4 protein-coding genes are annotated in these 3,330 nt (G+C 71.7%); 1 reads left to right on the plus strand and 3 read right to left on the minus strand.

The window, feature by feature from the left end:
- Nucleotides 1-331: 331 nt before the first annotated feature.
- From Apa02nite_RS50595 to Apa02nite_RS50605, 3 genes are read right to left on the minus strand one after another with little or no spacing between them, the layout of a single operon-like run.
- Nucleotides 332-991 carry an adenylate kinase family protein gene (locus Apa02nite_RS50595; protein WP_067686028.1) on the minus strand — a complete coding sequence of 220 codons (660 nt, stop codon included), beginning with the start codon at nt 989-991 and terminating at the stop codon, nt 332-334.
- A 21-nt stretch (nt 992-1,012) separates the two neighbouring features.
- Complete coding sequence (locus Apa02nite_RS50600; protein WP_067686030.1) at nt 1,013-1,585, minus strand: hypothetical protein; 573 nt, start codon at nt 1,583-1,585, stop codon at nt 1,013-1,015.
- Between the two features lie 26 nt (nt 1,586-1,611).
- Nucleotides 1,612-2,157: a type II toxin-antitoxin system PemK/MazF family toxin gene (locus Apa02nite_RS50605; protein WP_203831558.1), complete on the minus strand. Its 546-nt coding sequence runs from the start codon at nt 2,155-2,157 to the stop codon at nt 1,612-1,614.
- Nucleotides 2,158-2,249: 92 nt separating this feature from the next.
- On the opposite strand from Apa02nite_RS50605, the gene speB reads away from it, so the two are divergent.
- A complete protein-coding gene (speB, locus tag Apa02nite_RS50610) occupies nt 2,250-3,299 on the plus strand; it encodes an agmatinase (protein ID WP_203831559.1) in 1,050 nt (349 codons plus the stop codon).
- Nucleotides 3,300-3,330 lie beyond the last annotated feature (31 nt).

Consider the following 3,330-nt stretch of genomic DNA (forward strand, 5'->3'; position numbering starts at 1 on the left):
CCCCTGAGAACCAGCCAGCGCCCGGAGTCGCGCTGCGGCAGGGAGCGGGCATGGCCTCGCGCTGGAACGCGGGACCGCGACACTCGAGGCCCGGCCGCGCCCGCGGGCTTTGGCTGGCTCTCAGGGGTGTCTCCGCGGCGCGGAGACACCCCTGAGGCCCAGCCGGGACCGGGAGGCGCGCGGCGGCCCGGGGTGGCAGCGGTCTCGCGTGGAGACCCCGCACCGGGAGGCGCGCGGCGGTCCGGGGTGGGCACGGTGTCGCGGCGGCCTCACGGGTGGGACTCGGCTCGTAGCCTGCGGACGAGCGCTCCGTAGTCGTACCGAAGGAGGGTTAAGCCGGGGGTTGCGGGATGTATGACGGCAGGCGGAGGGTTTTGCGGATCGCGGACTGGACGTCGTCGACCGGGGGGCGGCCGTCGACGTTGTGGACGACCTCCTTGCGCTGGAAGAGCTCCAGGACCGGGCGGGTCTTCTCGTGGTAGTCGCGGAGGCGGGCCTCCAGGGCTTCCGGAGTGTCGTCCGGGCGGGTGACCAGCTCGTGGCCGCAGATGTCGCAGCGGCCCTCCTGCTCCGGGCGGTCGGCGATCAGGTTGTAGTCCATGCCGCAGCTCGGGCAGAGGCGGCGGCTGAGGACCCGGCGGCGCACCTCGTCGTCGGGGAGTTCCAGGTGGATGACCGCGTCGATGTCGTAGCTCTCCATGAAGAACTCGGCCTGGCGGCCGTTGCGCGGGAAGCCGTCGATGATGAAGCCGTAGTTCCAGTCGTGCTGGTCCAGGCGTTCGCGGACCACCGACTCGACCAGGTCGTCGCCGACCAGCTCGCCGGCCGCCATCACCCGGCGGACCTGCGCGCCCATCTTGGTGTGGTTGCGCACGTGCCAGCGGAAGATGTCGCCGACGCTGATGTGCACCAGGTCGAGGTCCCGGGCCAGCACCTTGCCCTGGGTGCCCTTGCCGCTGCCCTGGACGCCCATGATCACGTATTTACGCATGTGGTGGTCTCCGAGTGGGGTTCAGTCCGCCGCGCCGATCCGCAGCGGGCCGGGCGCCGGCCCGGTCAACGTGGTCGGGTCGATGCTCCAGGCGCCGGCCACCCGGAACACGTCACGCTCCGCGACCAGCACGGTGGTCTCGTCGTCGAGCTCGCCGGGCAGGCCGGCCTCCCGCTCCGCCGGGCCGGGCTCGCCGAACCAGGAGGTGACCTCACCGGTCTGGCCGACGTACCCGAACGCGCGCACGAGATCACCCTTCACCGCGCGCTGCCACCGGTGCAACTCGGTGACCCGGTGGGTCGCGAAGTACTGCACCTCGGTGTCCAGCGCGGCGGAGAGAGCGACAACGTCCGGTCCGGGATTGATCAGTCGACGACCGGCCGCCAGCACCCACGTGGTGCCGCGGGCACCGGGCAGCGGCGGGGTCACCGCCACCCGGTCACCGGTCAGATGTGCCAGGTCCAGGCCGTCCCGCCAGCGAATCGGGCCGAGGTCGCGCAGTCCGAGAGCATTCAGGACGGCTTCCTGGTCGGCGCCGGAAACCGCCAGCCAGGCCTGCTTGCCGCCGAAACTGACCATGACGTCCTTGTCCATGCCCGCAACGCTAGCCGGTCGTCCGATCAGGCCCAGCCGTAATCCCCCCGGAGTGCGGCGGCCACCTGGTCGAAGCGGCCACGATCGAGGATCGCGCCCTCCCGGCGGATGCCGTCCTCCTCGACCTCGATCACCCGGTCCAGGCGGATCCAGCTCGGACGGTTGGACCGGTCCCACTCGCCGGCGCCCAGGGCGAGCCAGTGGCGCTGGCCGTCCCGTTCGCTCTGGCTGGACAGCATCAGGCCGACCAGGGTGCTGCCGTCCCGGCCGACCACCAGGACCGGGCGGTCCTTGCCCTGGGCCGGGTCGTCCTCATAGGGGACCCAGGTCCAGACGATCTCGCCCGGGTCGGCGTCACCGTCGAGGTTGGGCGCGTAGGCGACCGCGCGCCCGTTGTCGACGGTCGGGACGTTGCGGGTCGGTTTCGCTGTCGCACGCGGGGGTGGGGTCGGTTTCGGGGCGGACGGCTTGGGGGCGGACGGCTTGGGGGCAGACGGCCGTCGCTGGACGGTCTTTTCCGGGGCGGTGCCGCCGAACAACTGGCGGAGGAAGGAGATCAGCTTTTCGAGCACCGCTGAACCTTAACGGCCTTCTTTTACTGTACGGCCATACAGTATGACGATACAGTCCCCGCCGACACCACCGGCCCGGAAGGATGCACAGCATGACGCGTTATGGACCGATGTTCGGGCCGGACTACACGTTCCTCGGGGTCCCGGCCTGCGACTGGCGCGAGCCGGAGACGTACGCCGACGCCGACGTGGTGATCATCGGGGCCCCGTTCGACGGCGGCACCTCGCACCGCCCCGGCGCCCGCTTCGGCCCACAGGTCATCCGCGGCACCGACTACCTGCCGCACGACGGCTCCCGCCCGCACATGGCGATGCGCGTCGACGCGCTCACCGGCGACCTGACCGTCAAGGACGCCGGCGACCTCGAGGTCTTCAGCGGCGAGATCCAGCGCAGCTGCGCGACGATCGAGGAGGGTGTCGGCTTCATCGCCCAGCACGGCGCGGTCCCGCTCGTGCTCGGCGGCGACCACACGGTGACCTGGCCGGACGTGGCCGGCGTCGCGAGCGCGCACCCGCCGCAGCGGATCTCGGTGATCCACTTCGACGCGCACGCGGACACCGGCGACATCGAGTTCGGCTCGCTCTACGGCCACGGCCAGCCGATGCGCCGGCTGATCGAGTCCGGTGCGGTCCGCGGCGACCGGTTCCTGCAGCTCGGCCTGCGCGGCTACTGGCCCGGCCCGGACGTGCTGGACTGGATGGCCGACCAGCGGATGAACTCGTTCCACATGAGCGAGATCGTCGAGCGTGGCCTGGACGCCGTGCTGGACAGCGCGTTCGAGATCGCCATGGACGGCTGCGACGGCGTCTTCCTCTCGGTCGACATCGACGTCTGCGACCCGGGGCACGCGCCCGGCACCGGCACCCCGGAGCCCGGCGGCTTCACCGGCCGGCAACTGCTCGACAGCGTCTCCCGGATCTGCCACGAGCTGCCGGTGGTCGGGATGGACATCGTGGAGGTGTCGCCGCCGTTCGACCACGCGGAGATCACCGCGATGCTGGGCAACCGGGTGGTGCTCGAGGCGCTCTCCGGGATGGCCCGGCGGCGCAAGGACGGCGACGGGCCGCGGTGGAAGCGGTCGACGCCGCTGTTACAGGGGCGCGGCACCGGCCGTGAGGACGCCGGGCCTCAGCCTGCCTAGCTCGTCCTCACCAGGCGGGCCTCAGCCGGCC

Origin of the sequence: Actinoplanes palleronii, assembly GCF_016862315.1 — a bacterium.
Taxonomy (GTDB): Bacteria; Actinomycetota; Actinomycetes; order Mycobacteriales; family Micromonosporaceae; genus Actinoplanes; species Actinoplanes palleronii.